The organism is Pseudomonas sp. TWI923, assembly GCF_039673365.1.
GTDB lineage: Bacteria > Pseudomonadota > Gammaproteobacteria > Pseudomonadales > Pseudomonadaceae > Aquipseudomonas > Aquipseudomonas sichuanensis.
Genome location: NZ_JBDJLM010000028.1, coordinates 15,967 through 35,957, shown reverse-complemented (window position 1 = coordinate 35,957; position 19,991 = coordinate 15,967). Strand labels below are relative to the sequence as shown.

Sequence of the window (19,991 nt, the reverse complement as noted above, 5' to 3'; positions counted from 1 at the left end):
GCCGATGGCAATCGCGGGGCAAGCCCGCTCCCACGCGATACCGCCACTGCCCAGGATGCAGGTAGTACCGTGGGAGCGGGCTTGCCCCGCGATGGCGTCAGCGCAAACAACCCGGAGCCCCAGCCATGAACACCCGCAACGGCGTGTCGGCCTGGTGCATCGACCACCCCATCGCCACCCTGCTGCTGACCTTCGCCCTGGTGCTGCTGGGCGCCATCGCCTTCCCGCGCCTGCCGGTGGCGCCGCTGCCGGAGGCCGACTTCCCGACCATCCAGGTTACCGCCCAACTGCCCGGCGCCAGCCCCGAAACCATGGCCTCGTCGGTGGCCACCCCCCTGGAGGTGCAGTTCAGCGCCATCCCCGGCATGACCCAGATGACCAGCAGCAGCGCCCTGGGCTCGACCAACCTGACCCTGCAGTTCACCCTCGACAAGAACATCGACACCGCCGCACAGGAGGTCCAGGCAGCGATCAACACCGCCACCGCACGCCTGCCCCAGGACCTTCCCAGCCCGCCGACCTGGCGTAAGGTGAACCCGGCCGACAGCCCGGTGCTGATCCTCACCGTAAGCTCGGCGCAGATGCCCGGCAACGAGCTCAGCGACTACGCCGAAACCCTGCTGGCGCGCCAGCTCAGCCAGATCGACGGGGTCGGCCTGATCAACATCACCGGCCAGCTGCGCCCGGCCATCCGCGTGCAGGTCCAACCGGAGAAACTCGCCGCCATCGGCCTGACCCTGGCCGACATCCGCCAGGCCATCCAGCAGACCAGCCTGAACCTGGCCAAGGGCGCGCTGTATGGCGAGCACAGCGTGTCGACCATCGCCGCTAACGACCAGCTGTTCCACCCCGAAGACTATGCCCGGCTGATCGTCAGCTACCGCAACGGCGCCCCCGTGCACCTTGCCGACATGGCCAAGGTGATCAACGGCGCCGAGAACGCCTACGTCAAGGCGTGGTCGGGCGACCAGCCGGGGCTCAACCTGGTGATCTTCCGCCAGCCCGGGGCGAACATCGTCGACACCGTGGACCGGGTGCTCGATGCCCTGCCGCGCCTGCAGCAAATGCTGCCGGCCTCGGTCGAGGTGTCGGTGCTGCAGGACCGCACCCAGACCATCCGCGCCTCGCTGCACGAGGTGGAGCTGACGCTGATGATCGCCGTGGCCTTGGTGATCGGGGTGATGGCGCTGTTCCTGCGCCAGTGGTCGGCAACCCTGGTGGTGTCCAGCGTGCTGGGCGTGTCGCTGATCGCCAGCTGCGCATTGATGTACGTGTTCGGCTTCAGCCTCAACAACCTGACCCTGGTGGCCATCGTCATCGCCGTGGGCTTCGTGGTCGACGACGCCATCGTGGTGGTGGAGAACATCCACCGCCATCTGGAGGCCGGCGACGACAGCCGCACCGCCGCGCTCAAGGGCGCGGGCGAAATCGGCTTCACCGTGGTGTCGATCAGCTTCTCGCTGATTGCCGCGTTCATCCCGCTGCTGTTCATGGGCGGCGTGGTCGGCCGGCTGTTCAAGGAGTTCGCCCTGACCGCCACGGCGACCATCCTGATTTCGGTGGTGGTGTCGCTGACCCTGGCGCCGACGCTGTGCGCGCTGTTCATGCGCAAGCCGCCGCAGGAGCAGCATGGCGGCTTCGGCCAGCGCCTGCTGGGCTGGTACGAGAAAGGCCTGGACCGCGCCCTGGCGCACCAACGCCTGACCCTCGGCATCTTCGGCATCACCCTCGCCCTGGCGGTGGTCGGCTACGTCGGCATCCCCAAGGGCTTCTTCCCGCTGCAGGACACCGGCTTCATCCTCGGCACCACCGAGGCGGCGGCGGATGTGTCATACCCCGCGATGATCGAAAAACACCTGGCCCTGGCCAAGATCATCGGCGACGACCCGGCGGTGCGCGCGTTCTCCCATTCGGTGGGAGTGACCGGCAGCAACCAGACCATCGCCAACGGCCGCTTCTGGATCTCGCTCAAGCCCCGCGGCGAACGCGATGTCTCGGCCAGCGAATTCATCGACCGCTTGCGGCCCAAGCTGGCCCAGGTGCCCGGCATCGTCCTGTACATGCGCGCCGGCCAGGACATCAACCTCAGCTCCGGCCCTTCGCGCACCCAGTACCAGTACGTGCTCAAGAGCAACGACGGCGTGGCGCTGAACCTGTGGACCCAGCGCCTGACCGAGCGCCTGCGGGAAAACCCGGCGTTGCGTGACCTGTCCAACGACCTGCAACTGGGCGCCAGCGTCACCCGCATCGACATCGACCGCCAGGCCGCGGCGCGCTTCGGCCTGACCACCACCGATGTCGACCAGGCGCTGTACGACGCCTTCGGCCAGCGCCAGATCAGCGAATTCCAGACCGAGACCAACCAGTACAAGGTGATCCTCGAGTTGGACGCCCGCCAGCGCGGCAAGGCCGAAAGCCTGAACTACTTCTACCTGCGCTCGCCGCTGTCGGGCGAGATGGTGCCGCTGTCGGCACTGGCCCACGTGGCGCCCCCCAGTACCGGGCCGCTGTCGATCAGCCACGACGGCCTGTTCCCCGCTGCCAACCTGTCGTTCAACCTGGCCCCCGGCGTGGCCCTGGGCGATGCGGTGCAGATCCTCGAACGCACCCAGCGCGAGCTGGGCATGCCCGACTCGATCACCGGCAACTTCCAGGGCGCGGCCCAGGCATTCCAGAGCTCGCTGTCGAGCCAGCCGTACCTGATCCTCGCCGCGCTGGTGGCGGTGTACATCATCCTCGGCGTGCTCTACGAGAGCTTCGTGCACCCACTGACCATCATCTCAACCCTGCCCTCGGCGGGCCTGGGGGCGATCATCCTGCTGTGGGGCAGCGGGCAGGACTTCAGCATCATGGGGCTGATCGGCGTGGTGCTGCTGATCGGCATCGTCAAGAAGAACGGCATCCTGTTGATCGATTTCGCCCTCGACGCCCAGCGCCACCACGGCATGACCCCCGAACAGGCGATCCGCCAGGCGTGCCTGGTGCGCTTCCGGCCGATCATCATGACCACCCTGGCCGCGCTGCTCGGCGCGGTGCCGCTGATGTTCGGCTTCGGCGCCGGTGCCGAGCTGCGCCAGCCACTGGGCATCGCGGTGGTGGGCGGGCTGCTGGTGAGCCAGGCGCTGACGCTGTTCTCCACCCCGGTCATATACTTGGCCCTGGAGCGCCTGTTCCATCGCCGCCAGGCCGCCACCGTCGCCGCGCCGACCGCCCGCTGAGACAAGACCATGCGTGTACTGATCATCGAAGACGAAGAAAAAACCGCCGACTACCTGCACCGCGGCCTGACCGAGCAGGGCTTTACCGTGGACCTGGCGCGGGACGGCATCGACGGCCTGCACCTGGCCCTGGAAGGCGACTACGCGGTGATAGTGCTCGACGTGATGCTGCCGGGCCTGGACGGCTACGGTGTGCTGCGCGCGTTGCGGGCACGCAAGCAGACGCCGGTGATCATGCTCACCGCCCGTGAACGGGTCGAGGACCGCATCCATGGCCTGCGCGAAGGCGCCGACGATTACCTGGGCAAGCCGTTCTCGTTCCTGGAACTGGTCGCCCGCCTGCAAGCCCTGACCCGCCGCAGCAGCAGCCACGAACCGCTGCAGGTGCAGGTGGCCGACCTGTGGATCGACCTGATGGCACGCAAGGCCACCCGCGCAGGCCAGCGCCTGGAGCTGACCGCCAAGGAGTTCTCGTTGCTCAGTGTGCTGGCCCGGCGCCAGGGCGAAATCCTGTCCAAGACGGCCATCGCGGAGCTGTTGTGGGACATCAATTTCGACAGTGACGCGAATGTGGTGGAGGTGGCGATCAAGCGCCTGCGCGCCAAGCTTGACGGGCCCTTCGACAACAAGCTGCTGCATACCATCCGAGGCATGGGCTATGTCCTGGAAAACCGTGGGTAGTGAGCAGTCCCTGTGGGTGCGGGTTTACCCGCGATGTGGCCACCGTGGTGCCTGGCACCGGCTTCGCCGGTGTTCGCGGGTAAACCCGCTCCCACAGGGGCTTGGCGGCGGCGATTGGATTGACAGTCAATGAACACAAAAGACCATTTGCGCAAAAGAGCCGGCAACTCCATCGCCCTGCGCCTCTGCGCCCTGTTCACCCTGGTCGCCCTGGGCGTGTTCGTGCTGATCGGCAGCGCCCTGTACCGCCAGGTCGACCGCAGCCTCGACCTGCTGCCTGCCGCCGAACTGGAAGCCCGCTTCAGCGTGCTCGAGTCCGCCCTCAACCGCTACGGCACGCCCGAGCATTGGGCCAAGATCCACAACAAGCTCAACCTGCTCGGCGAAGAGGACAAGCGCATCCGCTTCTGGGCAGTCGGCAGCAACCCGAACTACGAATATGGCCAACCCACCGAGCTGGTCCGCGCCTTCGCCGAAGGCCCGCCGGGCATGCGCGAGCTGCGCCTGGCGGACAGCCCCTACCCTTACAAGGTGCTGGTCAGCGAGCTGCCGGCACTGGGCGAACGCCCGCCGCTGCGCTTTCTGATCGGCATCAACACCGAAACGTTCTGGCAGGCCCAACACAGCCTGCTGGTGGCCATTGTCGGCCTGGCGGCATTCGGCGTGGTGCTGGCTTCGCTGCTCAGCTACTGGGTGGCGCGCATCGGTTTGAAGCCCTTGCTGACGCTCTCTGACCAAGCCCAGGGGCTCGCCCCGCCACGCCTGGACGGGCGCCTGCCAACCGAAGCCCTGCCACCGGAACTGGCGCGCTTCGCCGGTGCCTTCAACGCAGCGCTGGACCGGGTCAGCCAGGCCTATACCCAGCTCGAAGCGTTCAACGCCGACGTCGCCCACGAACTGCGCTCGCCGCTGACCAACCTGATCGGCCAGACCCAGGTGGCACTGACCCGCGGGCGCAGCGCCGAGCACTACTTCGAGGTGCTGCAATCGAACCTGGAGGAGCTGGAACGCCTGCGCAGCATCATCAACGACATGCTGTTCCTGGCCAGCGCCGACCAGGGCAGCAAGGCCACCGCCCTGGCCGAGGCCTCGCTGGCCGAAGAGGTGGCCACCACCCTCGACTACCTGGACTACATCCTCGAGGACGCCCAGGTGCGCGTGAGCGTCAGCGGCGACGCCCGCGCACGCATCGAGAAAGCCCAGTTGCGCCGGGCGCTGATCAACCTGCTGAACAACGCCGTGCAGCACACCGCGCCTCACCAGGTGATCCAGGTACGCATCGAGGCCGATGAGCAACAGGTCAGTATCGCGGTGAGCAACCCGGGGCCGAGCATCGCCGAGGAACACCTGCCGCTGCTGTTCGAGCGCTTCTACCGGGTGGATGCCGCGCGTGCCAACAGCGGTGGCAACAATCACGGCCTGGGGCTGGCGATCGTCAAGGCCATCGCCTTGATGCATGGAGGTGAGGTCTTCGTGCACAGCGATAAGGCAGGGAATTGCTTTGGGATCCGCTTACCGAATGCGGGGCCGGAGTACACCGCACAAGACGCCAGCAAAAAGAAAAGAGGCGAGCAGGTCTGAACGCCTCTTTAGCTTAAACCGATCTGCTATTTCTTGGCGCTAACAGCCGTGGCCTTGAATTTGCCCGGTTTGTTTGGGTCGGGTACCTTGGTGAAGGTTACTTCTGAGCCTACGGCAATTCCGGAGTTGGCTATTAATTCGAATTGAAGCTGGTCATCCTCTTCCTCCGACTCAGGTTCAAATTCAATCCAACCGAAGTGCAAGTCCGTGTTCATTGATTTAACTTTTCCACTCTGCTCGGCCATGTTGATCACCTAAATATTGAGTTGCTCCGGGCGCTCCGAATGCCTTGACAACTCAGTATTCGGAACAGCCTCTATTCAATCCTATTAAACTCATCAAACAGGCGCCACTAGCATTTCTATCAGGTCCTGCACCACGCGGCGACTCAAATACTGAGTTCCATTGTGCTGCGAATTTCGAACTGGCTAATAGCACGTGCTACTTCCTTGATGTTGGGATCAGGAAGATAAGAGCCTCTTGCCCTTGTACTGATTGTCGAGGTTTGATTACCCCGCGCCAGTGCAATCGACGAGTCGATCGTCCCGCGCAGGATGTTCGCTTCAATCGCCAACGCCATGTTTTGACTGAGTGTGGAAACGAAGCGCAATTGGTTCGCCCAATTGTAGAAGGCGATCGATCTACCCGTGAGGTTGAGGGGATCCGGTCCATCCCAAAGGCTTTTCAACTTGCCGAACACACCATGCCTTCCGTAAGTGGGCATAGGCTCAAGCCGAGCGGCCGGGGCCTTGATATAGTCGTCCACCTTACACAAGAGCTTTCCAGGCGCGGACTTGGCGGCTGCTATCGCCCTGGATGCACCCTCTCGTATACTCAGCCACACTGATTGGCGCGTGACGCCCAGTTTGGCGGACTTCAGTCGCTTGAAGCCCTGCCCGACGGCCTTCAACCCGTTCCCCACCCACCGGACAGTGCGTTGCACCAAAGTCCTGGTAGCGTTGAACAGCTTGATACTGGCTTTCATCACCCCCTGGAAGCCCTGCGTGGACGCCACGCCGGTTGCCATTGACGCAATCCCCAGCGCCTTGGACAACTCCGGATTGGTCTCTGCGGTCAACGCCGAGGCCACTTCCAGTCCGAAGGACGTTACAGCCATGGTGGTCAAAAAGGCGAAGAGCAACATCGAGGCTGTTCCCCCCGAAAACACCGTCGCTCCCACTCCTAGTACCGTCAGCACGAATGACAAGGCCAGCCCTCGCCACTTGCCCCCCAGCCCCACGTTCCTGGTCCCCCGCAATTGCTCCTCGCGCTCGCGCAATTGACGGTCCCGCCCCCATCGGCTGAGCATGATCGCGCCGCTAGGGTCATGCAGGTTGACCGGGTCCGGACAGTGCTGATAAGGATTGTGGCCACCGTCCCCAAACGGGGCCAGCCAGTCAGGCTGAGCATAGCGGCCTATGCCGGGATCATAACTACGGTACCCGTTGCCCGCAGGATACTGCCCTGTCACTGGGTCACGACGCATGCCGTTGTATCCGCTGACCACGCCCTCCAGCAACGCGCCCTCGCCAAACGGCAATCGCGGGGCCAACGTGAGCCCACCGTCCCTGACCTGCCCTGCAATGCCAACCTGTGGATCGTCGATCAACCAGCGCACCTGGTCGTCTTCGTACTCCGCCAGGCCTGCCGAGATGCTCGTACGACGCGTGACGGCACGCGTCTTGTCGAACCAGATTTCGCCAATCAGCTCATCACCGTCATATCGCAGCTCGCAAATGCTTTCGTCCTGTTCGACGTGTTGCGCGACCAAGCGCTGATAGCCGTCGTACTGATAGCGCGATAACAGTTGGCCTTCGGCATCCTTCACCCTGCTCACCTGGCCGGCACCGGTATAGCTGAATGCGTGGCTCTGTCCATCATCGACCAAGTAGCCATTATCGCTCCAGCTCAAAACCCGAGACTGCGAGCCGTGCTGCACCGAGGTCATGCGCGTGGGGTCTGCATTCGCGTCGTAGCTGAAATCCTGCGTGTGCTGGGTGCCATCAAAGCGCGTAGTCACTTTAGTGACAACGTTGTCCAAGGCGTCCCAGGTAAACGCTTGCGCCTTCACGGCATCGCCGCTGGCATTGGTCGGGCAGTAGGCGGTATCGTCGCTTTCGCAGGTGTAGCCCTCAAGACGATCAAGTGCATCGTAAACGAAGCGCTCGGTGCTCTTGAGCTGACCGTCCTGGTAGTTCTCTTTGCTGATCAGCCGGCCATCACCGCGCCAGGTCATGCGTTGACTGAAGCGTATCGCGCCATTGTGCAGGAAAGTCCGCACGATCTCCTGACCGAGACCATTGTGTTCACTGAGTACCTGCCATTGCTCACCGGCCTTCATTGCATGGACGAGGCGCGACTTCAGCCTGCCCAAGGCATCGTAACGGTACAGCACATCCTCATGATCCTTGCATGTACGCAGCAACCGCCCCTGGTCGTCGACGAAGACTCGCTGCCAACGCCCATCGGCACGCAGTGAAGCCACGGTGGCGCCACACAAGGTCTGCCAGTCCTGCGTCGGCACCTTTCCACGAGGCGTAGTCTCTGTGCCCTCGATGCGCCCTGGCAGGTCGCCCTGGATGAAGCGGTGCCTCCAGGTACCGCCCGCTCCATCCTCGCAGACCACAGTGGCTCCGCCATTCTTGCGTGCAAGACTGCCCATGGCGCTGTCGCCCGCGCGCCAACGGACGCAGTCGGCATCGATGTGCGTCTGCAGGCACGTCTTGTCGGGCAGGGTAATGGTATCGTCATCGAAGGAGTAAGTGCGGTTGCCGACCGTGCGCGACGTTAGCGTGGAATCATTGGCCACGGTCTGGGTGGCAATGACCCTGCCGTCTATCTTGAGGGCAGTGGGCTGGTTGCTGAAACCGTGATAGGCACGTTCGACAGTGCTGCCATCGGGGCGCGTTGCCTTGGTAATCCGGCCCAGATCATCACGCTCGAAGGCATAGATGCGTGTTTCACCGTCCACGAAGCGCTCGCTGCGCACCACTTGGGCACTCGCATCGAGTTGTTGGACCAGTTTTACCTGCTGCAGCCCGGCACCGTCGACGAGGGTTTCGGTACGCTCGAAGGTGCCATCCGTTAGGGTCACGTATTCGGTGGTGAGTTCAGACAGGCATTGTTGCGCCAATCCCTCTTTCACAACCTGACGGGTAGTGGTGCCTTTGGCAGGATTCGCATAAGTGAAAAGCACGGGACTGGCGATCTGTAGATAGCCTCGTGCCCGCTCGGCTTCTGCTGAATCGAGTAGCTTCAGAAAGTCCAGAACCTCAGGATTCTCGACATCAGCCCCGCCGAGGTTGAAGTCTCTAATTACGAGGTTCGCGGCCCACCTTTCGAGCTTCTGCCCATATCTGACCGGAATCCGATACGCCCCCACCACTGGAATACATTGATCCCCTTTGCGCCCCGCAAGACCTTGAAAGAACTTGAAGAACTCAGAGATAGAATAACTGTCATTATCGAACAGCTTCACCAACAGATGCAGGGCTTGCCCAATCAAGTCTGTGATGTCTTTATCAGACACATCGTGTGCATCTCTCATATCCCTTAGTTGCACAAGACAAGTAAGAAACCTGAGCATTTCCTCTTCATCATCTCCACCACTGCACGTTAGCGCGACAGCAACGTCCCACTCACTTGAATCGACGTCCGGTGGAGTTTGGTTTGTGCTCGATTGCTCCTCGACAACGGCTCCCAGCGCTGTCAGCCACGCTTCTCGCCCGTCCTTGAGCTGCACCTGCGCCATCTCGATCACTGCCTGGCCCCCCGGCAGATAGTCCCACTCCCAACACCCTACCGACTGCGACTCATCGAGCCCGTCCCTGCAGTACTCATCCAGTGGCACATAATCAATGGCCCCAGCGGGCTGCCATTCACTGCGCCAAACCCGCTGAACACCGTCCAGGTGATTGCGGCGTTGAGCACCGTTGGCATGGGTGTGAGTCTCCAACTTGTTATCCGCAGAATATGCAGTGGTGATATGTATCACCGCTCGCTGGTTTTCTGCCCTGCTTTTTCTGCCAGGCTCCAGGCGATACCGAGCGTCGTCCACGACCCGCCCAAGAGCGTCGTACTGCCTTGTCATCTCGATCTCAGAGTCCGTTTGAGTAAGCCAGTTCGCGCTATGGCGTGAGAAGTGACGGACACTGACCTGCTGCGTGCCGGCCTGGGTTTGCGAGGTAATACGCTCCAGGATGTACGGGGCATTTGGGTTGTCCTCGAACGTCTTGGTGGTTTCCTCCCAGAAGACATCAGGCCCCTGAAGCGTCATCTGAGTATCCTTGACGGTCCATACCTTGACCTTGCTCGCATCGCTCGGCGTCGCCTTGTGCGTCACCGTCGACGAACTATGCAAATGTCGACGACACAGCACCGAGGCAAGGCCGATTTGCTTCGGTTCGTCCGCAGGGATGAAGAGCTCGCCGGACGCGATCTCCAGGCGCCCCCCCTGAATGACTCGCTCTTCGGCCAATTCAAGGTACGGTCTGCCTGCATGCGCTACCGTGCGGTAGCCGAAGAGTTTCAGACCAAGTGGATGACCGAAATCGTCACATTCATACTCGAACATCACAGGTAGCATCGCGTACTCAGGTACTGCCGGGCAGTCCAGTAGCGGTAGTTCCTGTAGTTCCTGTAGTTCCTGTAGTTCCGGCAGGCAGTCAACTGTGCGCAACAGATCGGCCTCGATACGATTCGCGCCACCCGCGCGACCATAGTAGCCACGGCAAAGCGTATGCTGGCCCTCGATGACCACTTTCACGGGCAGTCCGTCATCGTCCGTCGTCATGAGCTGCATATCGACCGCCTTGCCATGGGGCTGACGCTGTGCGACCGGGACGACTTGCAAGCAGGCCTGAATAGCGTTGACCAACACCACACGTTGATTGCGGCTGAATCGCCAGAGCATCTCTACGATTTCCTGCTGATGCTTGACGGATTGTTTGCCAGCCAATGCAGGCTTTCCCTTCCTGATGACCAACTTGATCGACTCGATCACCTTGATCAGGTCATTCCCATACCCCGTGTATCGAATGCTCTGCGTCGTATTCTTGTTCTGGGCCTTTAACTCCAGCCACTGGTCCTCGGCGGATGCCTCACCTGCCAGTATTTCTCGCCTGTGACTGCCGTCCTCACCGAACACCTGCAAATGATGCCGTCGCTTGCCATAGGGACCTCGCCGGCCGGCAATGATGTACAACTGATCAGAGATGTCACGCAACTCCCCCGTGTATTGGTAGGTGGCCACGTGGTTCTCTTGCCCACCGCCAGGAATCAAGGCATGGAGCTTGACCTTGGGCCACGAGGGCCACTTATTGGTGTCGTTTGGTTCTGGGCGTACACCCGGGGTGTAGCGCACGTACTCGACCGAACCATCCAACTCCTCTAACCGACACAGCACCCGGTCTAGAACCGGATCGTCTTCATAGCCACATTTGACCTGCTGAAGGCACGCACCTGCTTGAGTCCACTCAAGGGTCCGTAGCAGCCAGTCATTCAATTGCAGCTTGACCTCGAAGCATTCATCGCTTGCTGGCCATATCTGCATGTTCACCTGCGCAGCCGACTTGTCCGGGGTGACGTACTCAGCCGTGAACAAGGTTTGTTTCTCGCTCTCGATGCGCATGAGCAGGAATTGCCCAAGCTGACGCTTCCACGTCAGTTCGAGCACCTCACCATAATGCGAGATGATGCGAGCAGGCAGCAGCTGCACGAATGGACGCTCGTAGTAGGCGATGCGCTCGTTCAGCTCCTCGATCGTTCCATGCGTTGCCCAGGCCTTGGCGGCCTCGTTGTAATCGAGCGCCGCACCAATGTAGTAGGCCCCCGGTGAAGCCACCAGCAGCACCCATTGAGTCCAGTGCTCAGGCACGGCGGGAAACTGCGGTTTGCTTTTCTCCTTGATAGCCCGCAGGAGCTTCAGGACTGTCTGGCGAAATTCATCATTGGGCTCGACCTCGTTGGCGGTCTCCACGGCAGGCTTTTTCAAGACTTCCTGACGGCCATTGGGCAGCTCGATCGTGAATTCACTGCAATCCTTGTTACAGCGCAACAGGCAGTGCTTCTTCTTCAACGGTTGTTCCTTGCCAAGGTCTTCCCACTCCTTGGGGGTGAACGTGATTCGCTCGCCATTGGCCAGGGTCAACACACGTTCACGCACGTCCAGGCTGGAGAAGCGCCAGGCCCAGCCATCCCCCAACCCCGCCTCGTTTCCGCGCAAGGCCGAATAATGCAAGGTCAGGTCGCACAATGGCCCCCGTGCGCCCAGACCTTGCAGCGTTGCGATCGGGTAGTGAGCATGGAACAAGCCCAGGCGGCCATCCACGCCGGTCATGTCATGCCCGAAAGTATCGAAAATTTCCGAGTGATCCGTGTTCCCCCAGTCTTCGCATAGCAGACTCCTCGGCGTGTAGGGCGCCAATGCGGCGGACGGGGTGAACTCGACCGATTTCGAATTTTTCCAGAATGCGTGTTCGTCAAAGGCGCCGAAATGGCCGACGATCAATTTGTCTTCATCGCGCAGGCTTTCGGGATAATCCAGAACGATCTCGTAGTCTTGCTTGACCCGGCCGCCCCAGATGATCTTGCCGGCGCTGACCCAAAGCGGCGACTCTTCACCTTTGCCGAAAACCGTCGGCTCGCAGGCGGCCACCCGTATACCCTTGTCCCAGGCGTGCTGAGTCAGACGAAACTCGAGCTCCCCTGACTGCAAGTTGATGGAGGCATTGAGTTGGCCCTTGGCTGAGTCGAACTCAACGGACGGCGCCGAGGCCATTTCCTCCTTCAGAACATCGGGTGCCACTTCTACGAAGGGTTCGAATTCGACCTGCAGTTCACTGAAGGCTGAGTCGAAGTCAACGGACAGCACCGAGGCCATTTCCTCCTTCTGAACATCGGGTGCCTCTTCTACGAGGGGTTCGAATTCGACCTGCAGTTCACTGAAGCGTGGGATTGATAGCGACCCGGCACCTCCAGTCGTGCTGTCAATGTCAACGTAAAGTTCAGGCCAGGCTTGTTCCTGGAGAAAACGCGCCAAGGCAATGCGCCAGGACGGCAGCTCGATCTCGCCGCCTTTCTCTGTCTGCGGAGGTCTGAACACGCCAGTATGTAAGGCCCGGTTGCTAAAGGGATGCCGTACCGCAACGTTCAGCGAGGCTCGGGACATCGCTTTTGTCGGAAGCTCCAGCGCCGGTACCCAGTTACCCGCATCCGGCAGCGAGGTGAAGATGCGCAAGGCGTCGCCCCGGTGCCATAAACCAAGGCCGAGGGCATCCTGGCCGATAAGATTGTTGGACGCAGGCCTTGAGGAACTGGCTTGCACATAAGCGGACACCTCTGAACGATTCAGGGCAGTAGCCCAGTCCGCCAGCCATTTGCCACTTGCCCTCAGGGTCGTGGTGGGGCCCCACTGATGATGACCCAGCAAGCGCTGAGAACATGCATCGTAGACCCAGGTATGCAACGTGGTACCGACCGGTAAAGCCTGCGATCCTTCGACTTTGCGGCTTTCCCACCAGCCTGAGACGGTCAGGTTCACGCTCAGTTCGGCCCGCTGCGGCACCCAAAACGCGTTGCCGATTTCGGCGGGCGTTACCTGACAGTCGCTGTTCAATACACCCGCCCGCAGCAGATGGCTGTCACGATTGATCTGATCGCACAATGCCTTGGACCAGCCCAAGCCGACCTGCCCCTGCGTGGGGCTGAAGAAATGATTTTCGAACAGCGCTTGTGTTTTAAGGTCGCGAACCTGCAAACAAAGCGTCTGCCGGGCAGTCAAGCGGAAACTGTCATTGCAGGCCAGCGCCTGTACCAGATTGCTATCGAAGGGAGCATTGCTGAAAGCCCGGTACTTGGCATGGCTCCACAGCCGTAATGGGCCACTCTCGGTCGTGAAGTTATTGTTCTCGTCCCATGCTCCGGCAGTGATCGGGGCGCCCTGGTCGGCAACAAACTTGGCGAATGCCCGAGGCCACTTCTGTGCCGTTAGTTCACTGGCCTGAGGGGTGAAGGCAAACCGACTGACCTCTCCATCGCAGCGGTTGACCAGAAACGCACTGAGCGTTTCATCACGCGCGAGTTCGCGACCTGCCTTGATCGGTACGGTGCTGTACCACCCATCGTCGACGCTGCCCTCTCGCATCAGTGTGAAGTCGGTCATGTCAGGAAGGTAACCGTCAGACCGCGTGGTGATCTGGTAAGGAACCGCATAAGGGTCAATCTGACTGACGATTCCGCTGAGCAAATAGACATTCTTGATGAAGCTGAAAAACTCATGCTGACCATTGAATAGGCCAGTCCCCTTCAATATCGGATAGTCAAGGGTGAGTTGAGCATGATGATCCTGCAGAGCATCATCGACAGTGAACACAAATTTCGCGTATTGACCGGGGTAGTCTACGACCGTTACGTGGCCAAAAAATGAGTAGTAGCCGTTTAAATCAGTAGTCAGCTCCACCCACACCGCCCCCAACGCTGGTGACAGCTTCCCCCACTCCTCGGGTTTGACCAGTACCGCGCCGCTTTCGAGCATGGCCTCCAGCTGCATGGCCTCTTGCTCTAGCTTCGCGCCCAGCTCGGGCACAAGCTCGATGTCGGTGTAAGCCAAGTTTCGTTTGTCTGGAGACCTGATACGCAGCACATCGTTCTCTGCGAATTCGTAAACAGCTTTGACGCCGTTCACCGTGATGAGATCGCCATTCTTGAAGAATTTCCTGAAGGCGTGACAGTTGTAGGTCATCACCAAACCCTCGCGTGCTATCGGCTCGTCGTCATTGAATGGCGACCAGGTGATCTGCACAACTGACAAAAATGCCAGGTGCCCGCTGCGTGGGCGAGAACATGTGCACCGCGAGAAGATGCGTTTCAATCCTGAAGCGCTCTACAACGTGGGTTGTGAACGAAAATCCGCGCATGCAAGCGCCTACAATTACATTTTTCGCAACAGTGCTTATCGAACGGGGTGCTGTTTCAGGCCTAGGGAAACGACTAACTTTAGCCCTGTCTCCATTAACACTTGCCCCCGCAAGAAGGTAGTTTCAAATGTCCAACAGTATGGGTATTGCCAGCGTTTTCGTCCTGTCTTCCCTGTTGTTGTCGCCACTGGCCATGGCCGAAGAATCCCAAGCCTTCGTCACCCGCAGTGCAGAACTTGCCGCTGTTCACCAAGAATCCCGCGAAGCCTTGGCGCACAAGGCTGACGCCGGCGAATCCGCAGAACAGACAGCCTCGAAGGTTTCCAGCGACGCCAATGTCGATAGCTGATTGCGCACCGTCGCACCTCCCAGCTTCCCTTGGCTACACATGGGCACCCGCGGTGCCGATATGTTAGCCTTTCAAAGCCGCTGCTCATCAGCGGCTTTTTTTATGTGTCGAAAATATCAGCCAGGCTGCTGCGTCTCTAATAAGAAACTTGCAGAACACGACAATAAAAACTGCCCCACCGCTTGACCAAAGGAGTTTGTACCGGTGTCTTTTGCGTTTCGTTTTACCCCGCTTTTCCTTGCGTTTACCGCAACGATGCCCCTGGCCGCCCAGGCCGATGAAGACAAGGCTGATGGCTTCATCGAAGGCTCTACGCTGAACCTGCATTTTCGCAATGCCTACTTCAACCGCAACGAACTCAACCGTGACGTGCGTGACAAGCGCGAATGGGGCCAGGGCGCCGTGGCGCGCTTCGAGTCCGGCTACACCCCTGGTGTGATCGGCTTCGGCCTGGACGCCCACGGCATTCTCGGCCTCAAGCTCGACGGTGGCGCGGGCCATGCCGGCACCTCGATCCTGCCCAACCACGTCAAGGACGACGGCAGCCAGGGCGCTGCCCCGCACTCGTTCTCCACCGCGGGCGGGGCGATCAAGCTCAAGGGCTTCGACACCGAGTTCAAGGCCGGTGACCTGTTCCTCACCAACCCGGTGATCGCCGGCGGCGAATCGCGCATGCTGCCGCAGACCTTCCGTGGTTTCGCCCTGACCAACACCAGCATCGACGGGCTGATGCTCGAAGGTGGCCAGGTGAGCTTCACCAAGCCGTACAACCAGAGCGGCCATCGCCGCATCGACACCTACTACGGTGCACTGGAAGACGGCGACAAGAGCAAGCACCTGAACTGGGCCGGCGCGTCCTGGAGCGGCACCGAGAACGTCACCGCCAATGTCTACGCCGCCGAGCTGAAGGACATCTGGAACCAGTACTACGCCGACTTCGACTACACCTACCAGGTCAATGACCTGGTCAGCCTGAACCCGGGCGCGCACTACTACCACACCCAGGACACCGGCCAGTCGCTGCTGGGCAAGATCGACAACAACACCTACAGCCTGCACTTAACCGTGGCCGCCGGGTTCCACAGCGTCACCGCCGCCTACCAGCGGGTCAACGGCAACACGCCGTTCGACTACATCAACCTGGGTGACAGCATCTACCTGGACAACTCGCGCATGTACTCGGACTTCAACGCGCCCAACGAGCGCTCGTGGAAGCTGCAGTACGACTATGACTTCGCCGGTGTCGGCGTGCCGGGGCTGACCAGCTCGCTGTCGTACTCGCGCGGCGAGGCGGACCTGACCAAGGCCACCCAGGACACCACGCACTACGACTACTACAACGCGGACGGCAAGCACGCCACCCACTGGGAGCGCGACTTCGACCTGAAGTACGTGTTCCAGGAAGGCCAGCTGAAGGATTTGTCGGTGCTGCTGCGCTATGCCAGCCACCGGGCCAATGCGGCCTACGCGGCAGAGTCGGATAACGACGAAGTGCGGGTGATCGTCGATTACCCGGTGAACGTGTTCTGATCTGACGTCGGTGCACGGCGAGGGCTTCGCCCTCGTTTCGCCAGCAAGCCGGCTCCCACAGAGGTAGCCTGTGGGAGCTGGCTTGCCAGCGATGGGCCGCAAAGCGGCCCCAGTCAGCATCACGCATCCCCGCTGTTGGCATACGTGTCCTCCAGAAAGCAAAACGCCCAAGGGGTCGGCACGTCCTGGATGAGGTGGACGGCTTACAGCCTTGGGCGGGATGCGCGAAGAATACGAGCCTCTGTTTTACTAACGCCTGTTCAACCCGAGTTCCAGGTCATTGACCAGTGCCTTGGCCATCGCGCTGAGAATCCGCGCCGCACTGCCGGCCAGCAAATCCCCCTCCATTTCCGCCTCGGTCGTCAGGTGCAGGATGCAACCCTGCAACATCGACAGCTCATCGAATGCCCGGCTGAACGGGATATCGGGCTGCACACGGTACAACTCAAGGAAGGTCTCGACGCCTGCGGTGAAGGCGGGTTCGGGTTTGTCGCTCATGGCGCCACCTGCAGGGACCGAGCATGGTCGAACAGGCAGCGAAGTAGCTGGCTGAGGATGGCCACGTTTTCCATCAGGACCATGGGGCGGTCGTCAGGGGGGAACGCGCGGTAGGCGTCCAGGGTTCGGCTCATGGTCGACATCAGCACGGCGGCGTGGGCCATGGCGGCGTCGTGGGTCAGGTGGTCGATGATGCTGATGTAGGGGATGGGGGGATCGGGGACTAGCTTTTTCATTTCGAATCACTCATGTCGATTGAGGAAATCGCCACGCGGACCTTTCTCACGGGATTGGGTGGCAACCGTGCACGGGGTGAGAAACCGAGGACATGAGACCCGGCCAGACCAAAGGTCTGCCCGAACACGGCTGCCATGAAAAATGCCGAAACTCACATCGTCGGGTTCTCACGCCCGGTCACCAAAATCGGCGACCCGAGGAAGTTATCCCTGATGATTGTCCCGGCATATCTGGAACCTTCCGGCAGGCGCGTAGGATAGGTCCCAAGCATGGCCTGACTGAAGTATTTGGTTTCAGATTCGGAAATGTCGTACGCCGTTGCGGGGTGGCTGATCGGGAGCTGGTAATGGCCACCAGGTGCATGTCGAAAGATTAGGTCAGGGCCACCAGGTGCTTGCCGGTGTTTTTGCAGCGCCTATGAGATCGAGCGCCGCCCGCGCGGCGCATCGCTGGCAAGCCAGCTCCCACAGTTTGTTTCGGGCCAGTTACTTCTGTGAAAGTACCGGCGCCTGCCTTGGTGCATGCCTTGAGTCATGTGGGGCGTCGGCAACGCACACACTGAAACCGCGTCGTACCAACAAGGCGGACAGCGATGAACTCACAGGAGTAACTGGCCCGAAACAGATGTGGGAGCTGGCTTGCCAGCGATGCGCCGCGCGGGCGGCGCTCGATCTCATAGGCGCTGCAAGAGTTGTGGCAGGCACCTGCATGCCCTGATGCAACCAACAGCCAGGCCCCTGCATGCCCTGACACAATCAACAGCCAGCCACCCGACAACCCTCATGCGATCCCAAATCCACCACCAGAGCCCCGCCCCCACGATTTCGTCGGACGAATCACCATAATTCTTGTCCGACAATCCACCGTTCCTTAGAATACCGCCGCCGCGTAATGGCCCATCCCCCATGGATCAAGGGGCTTATGCAGTAGCGAGCATGACGTCAGTTACCCGATCACCGCGTTCAGCCCTGTACAAGTCGCACCCCGAACTGATCCTCAACCTGGGCAGTTGCCTCGCCGTGCTCGCCATAGTGGGCATCGTCAGCTACCTGCTGGCGCGCGAGCGCGACAGCGTCGAGCAGTCGGCCATCCGCTCCTCGGGCAACATCGTGCAGCTGATCGAAAGCGACATCGTGCGCAATGTCGAACTCTACGACCAATCCCTCAAAGGCCTGATCTGGGCCGTGAAACACCCCGAATTGCTCAGCGTTCAGCCCAGCCTGCGCCAGCAGATCCTGTTCAGCCAGGCGATATCGGCACCGGTGCGCGGCGACATTCTCTGGCTCGACGCCAAGGGCGATGTGGTCGGTGACTCCACCAGCGTGGTGCCCCGCCAGGCCAACTTCGCCGACACCATCCCCTTCCAGCGGCACCGCGACCACCCCGGCCTGGGCCTGCTGATCAGCCCACCGTTCAAGGCCCGGCTGGGCGACCTGGACTGGTGCATCAGCTTCAGCCGGCGGATCTCCGGCAGCAACGGTGAATTCATCGGCCTGGCCGCCGGGGCACTGCGCCTGTCGTATTTCAGCCGGCTGTTCGAGCGCCTGGACATCGGCGACGACAGCAGCATCAACCTGCTCAACACCGACGGCCAGCTGCTGGCCCGCCAACCTTCCCGGCCACAGGACCCGCTGATCGGCACCAGCTTCAGCGAACGGCCCAACTTCAAGCGCATCCTCGGCGAGCGCAGTGGCAGCTTCACGGCCAGGTCCAGCCTGCAGGACACCCAGCGCATGTACACCTTCGCCCGGGTCGCCGACCTGCCGTTGATCGTGCTGGTGGTGCACTCCACCGACGAGGTGTTCCAGTCCTGGCGGCGCACGGCCATCGTGGTCAGTGTGGCCACCGGCGTGCTGTGCATCGGCATCCTCTGGCTCACGTTGTTGCTGGGCCGTGAATTGCGCCGGCGCCACGATGCCGAGCAGGGCCTGGCGACCCTGGCCGCCACCGACAGCCTCACCGGGCTGGCCAACCGCCGCCGGCTCGACCAGGTGCTGCGCCTGGAATGGGCACGCGCCCAGCGCAACCGCAAGCCACTGGCGGTGCTGATGGTGGATGTGGATCACTTCAAGGCGTTCAACCAGCGCCACGGCCATGCCGGCGGCGACCACGTGCTGCGCGAGGTGGCCAAGACCATCGAGCATTGCATTCGGCGCCCGGCGGACCTGGCGGCGCGTTATGGCGGGGAAGAGTTCCAGGTGGTACTGCCGGAGACCGAACTGGCCGGCGCGCTGCTGCTGGCCGAGCGTATTCGCGCCAGCGTCGAGTCGATGCCGCCGTTCGGCGCGGACGAACGCTCGGTGACGGTGAGCGTCGGCATCGGCCTGCACATCCCCGGCACCCAGCACGACCTGACCCGGCTGCTGGGTGACGCGGACGAAGCGCTCTACCGGGCCAAGGCCAATGGCCGTAACCGGGTAGAGGGCCCCAAGGCTTAAGAAGCGGCGCGGGCTGCGTTGCGCAGCGCCTTCACCTGGTCGTGGTTGCGCTGTACACCTTGCAGCTGGTTTTCCACCAGCATGTAGGTCTGGTCACTGGCGGTGCGGCCCAGTTTCACCAGCTTCTCACGGCCATCCTTGTAGGCCTTGAGCGCGTGATCCTCACCGCGCTCCACTTCATTGAGCACCGCCGCTTCATCCTTGCCGGTGACCATCGACTTGAGGTTGACCCAGCCACGGTGCAGGTCGCCGCTGATGCTGGTGCTGGTTTCCGGGTCGCCACCCAGGCGACGGACTTCGCTTTGCAGCTGGGCCGCGGCATTGGCGCACTCGCCGGCACGCTGAACGAAGAACGCCTTGAGTTGTGGGTTCTTCACATCCTCGGCGGAGGTCTTGAAGCCCTTCTCGCCGTCCTTGCTGTACTCGATCAGGTCGTTGAGCACATCGATGACGTCTTTGTTGGGGTTACTCATGGCAACAACTCCTTGGCAGGTGATAGTCACCTTAACTGGAGCAGGCTTCATGCCAGGCTTTCCGGTTAAAA

Annotated in this window: 11 protein-coding genes; 6 read left to right on the top strand and 5 right to left on the bottom strand. The window is 61.3% G+C overall.

Annotation, left to right across the window (positions count from 1 at the left end; genetic code table 11):
- Positions 1 to 125 precede the first annotated feature (125 nt).
- The 3 genes from ABE459_RS13205 (at position 126) to ABE459_RS13195 (ending at position 5,480) form a co-directional block, all read left to right on the top strand.
- A complete protein-coding gene (locus ABE459_RS13205) occupies positions 126 to 3,218 on the top strand; it encodes a multidrug efflux RND transporter permease subunit (RefSeq protein WP_323830597.1) in 3,093 nt (1,030 codons plus the stop codon).
- A 9-nt stretch (positions 3,219 to 3,227) separates the two neighbouring features.
- Positions 3,228 to 3,899: a heavy metal response regulator transcription factor gene (locus ABE459_RS13200; RefSeq protein ID WP_346648042.1), complete on the top strand. Its 672-nt coding sequence runs from the start codon at positions 3,228 to 3,230 to the stop codon at positions 3,897 to 3,899.
- 129 nt (positions 3,900 to 4,028) lie between these two features.
- The gene (locus ABE459_RS13195; RefSeq protein WP_323830598.1) at positions 4,029 to 5,480 is read left to right on the top strand and encodes a heavy metal sensor histidine kinase; all 1,452 of its coding nucleotides are present in this window, start codon (positions 4,029 to 4,031) and stop codon (positions 5,478 to 5,480) included.
- A gap of 26 nt (positions 5,481 to 5,506) precedes the next feature.
- Here ABE459_RS13195 and ABE459_RS13190 read toward each other — a convergent pair whose 3' ends face one another.
- Both ABE459_RS13190 and ABE459_RS13185 read right to left on the bottom strand, forming a co-directional pair.
- Positions 5,507 to 5,725: a hypothetical protein gene (locus ABE459_RS13190; RefSeq protein WP_323830599.1), complete on the bottom strand. Its 219-nt coding sequence runs from the start codon at positions 5,723 to 5,725 to the stop codon at positions 5,507 to 5,509.
- 143 nt (positions 5,726 to 5,868) lie between these two features.
- Entirely contained in the window at positions 5,869 to 14,220 is an 8,352-nt protein-coding gene (locus tag ABE459_RS13185; RefSeq protein WP_346648043.1) for an RHS repeat-associated core domain-containing protein, read from the bottom strand.
- Positions 14,221 to 14,522: 302 nt separating this feature from the next.
- On the opposite strand from ABE459_RS13185, the gene ABE459_RS13180 reads away from it, so the two are divergent.
- Both ABE459_RS13180 and ABE459_RS13175 read left to right on the top strand, forming a co-directional pair.
- A complete protein-coding gene (locus tag ABE459_RS13180) occupies positions 14,523 to 14,744 on the top strand; it encodes a hypothetical protein (protein WP_322359993.1) in 222 nt (73 codons plus the stop codon).
- Positions 14,745 to 14,948: 204 nt separating this feature from the next.
- Complete coding sequence (locus ABE459_RS13175; protein ID WP_323830603.1) at positions 14,949 to 16,274, top strand: OprD family porin; 1,326 nt, start codon at positions 14,949 to 14,951, stop codon at positions 16,272 to 16,274.
- 249 nt (positions 16,275 to 16,523) lie between these two features.
- On the opposite strand, the gene ABE459_RS13170 is transcribed toward ABE459_RS13175, so the two are convergent.
- Together ABE459_RS13170 and ABE459_RS13165 are read right to left on the bottom strand one after the other, a co-directional pair.
- Entirely contained in the window at positions 16,524 to 16,772 is a 249-nt protein-coding gene (locus tag ABE459_RS13170; RefSeq protein ID WP_125465478.1) for a DUF3077 domain-containing protein, read from the bottom strand.
- The gene (locus ABE459_RS13165; protein WP_125465479.1) at positions 16,769 to 17,008 is read right to left on the bottom strand and encodes a hypothetical protein; all 240 of its coding nucleotides are present in this window, start codon (positions 17,006 to 17,008) and stop codon (positions 16,769 to 16,771) included. Before ABE459_RS13165 ends, ABE459_RS13170 begins: the two co-directional genes overlap by 4 nt.
- A gap of 936 nt (positions 17,009 to 17,944) precedes the next feature.
- On the opposite strand from ABE459_RS13165, the gene ABE459_RS13160 reads away from it, so the two are divergent.
- Positions 17,945 to 19,447 carry a sensor domain-containing diguanylate cyclase gene (locus ABE459_RS13160; RefSeq protein ID WP_125860284.1) on the top strand — a complete coding sequence of 501 codons (1,503 nt, stop codon included), beginning with the start codon at positions 17,945 to 17,947 and terminating at the stop codon, positions 19,445 to 19,447.
- Here the strand turns inward: ABE459_RS13160 and ABE459_RS13155 are convergent.
- Entirely contained in the window at positions 19,444 to 19,920 is a 477-nt protein-coding gene (locus ABE459_RS13155; protein ID WP_125465481.1) for a PA2169 family four-helix-bundle protein, read from the bottom strand. The two genes, ABE459_RS13160 and ABE459_RS13155, sit on opposite strands and share 4 nt — an antisense overlap.
- Positions 19,921 to 19,991 lie beyond the last annotated feature (71 nt).

Excerpts from the sequence above, each read along its gene's own strand:
- ABE459_RS13205 (WP_323830597.1), top strand. The coding sequence starts at position 126 with ATGAACACCCGCAACGGCGTGTCGGCCTGGTGCATCGACCACCCCATC.
- ABE459_RS13200 (WP_346648042.1), top strand. The coding sequence starts at position 3,228 with ATGCGTGTACTGATCATCGAAGACGAAGAAAAAACCGCCGACTACCTG.
- ABE459_RS13195 (WP_323830598.1), top strand. The coding sequence starts at position 4,029 with ATGAACACAAAAGACCATTTGCGCAAAAGAGCCGGCAACTCCATCGCC.
- ABE459_RS13190 (WP_323830599.1), bottom strand. The coding sequence starts at position 5,725 with ATGGCCGAGCAGAGTGGAAAAGTTAAATCAATGAACACGGACTTGCAC.
- ABE459_RS13185 (WP_346648043.1), bottom strand. The coding sequence starts at position 14,220 with ATGACCTACAACTGTCACGCCTTCAGGAAATTCTTCAAGAATGGCGAT.
- ABE459_RS13180 (WP_322359993.1), top strand. The coding sequence starts at position 14,523 with ATGTCCAACAGTATGGGTATTGCCAGCGTTTTCGTCCTGTCTTCCCTG.
- ABE459_RS13170 (WP_125465478.1), bottom strand. The coding sequence starts at position 16,772 with ATGAGCGACAAACCCGAACCCGCCTTCACCGCAGGCGTCGAGACCTTC.
- ABE459_RS13165 (WP_125465479.1), bottom strand. The coding sequence starts at position 17,008 with ATGAAAAAGCTAGTCCCCGATCCCCCCATCCCCTACATCAGCATCATC.
- ABE459_RS13160 (WP_125860284.1), top strand. The coding sequence starts at position 17,945 with ATGACGTCAGTTACCCGATCACCGCGTTCAGCCCTGTACAAGTCGCAC.
- ABE459_RS13155 (WP_125465481.1), bottom strand. The coding sequence starts at position 19,920 with ATGAGTAACCCCAACAAAGACGTCATCGATGTGCTCAACGACCTGATC.